The sequence below is a fragment of the Vibrio sp. DNB22_10_4 genome (genome assembly GCF_052879755.1).
Genome location: NZ_JBNNXW010000129.1, coordinates 1 through 235, shown reverse-complemented (window position 1 = coordinate 235; position 235 = coordinate 1). Strand labels below are relative to the sequence as shown.

The window sequence follows — 235 nt, the reverse complement described above, 5'->3', positions numbered from 1 at the left end:
ACGCCGTTCTCTGCGCTCAGGCCGTTGCTGGCCCAGCTTGTTTTCGTACACGTGTTTCTGGGGTTGGGCGAAGGTGCATTCGAGCAGGCCCGCCACTACACGCTGCATGAAGCGCGGCCATGGCATCGCTCCGGTGCCGAGCGCGCCAGCCAGGACCCATACACGCTGGCCCACTATGGTGAGTTCTTTGTCGGCCTGGAAAGCGTGCGGCTGCTGGCACAGCGGGCCGCCACCC

The 235-nt window shown here is 65.5% G+C and carries 1 protein-coding gene; it reads left to right on the top strand.

The genetic code is table 11. The features are described 5' to 3' along the window. Positions 1–235: hypothetical protein (locus ACVA6Q_RS24950; RefSeq protein WP_446649269.1), on the top strand; the 235-nt coding region annotated here is incomplete at both ends.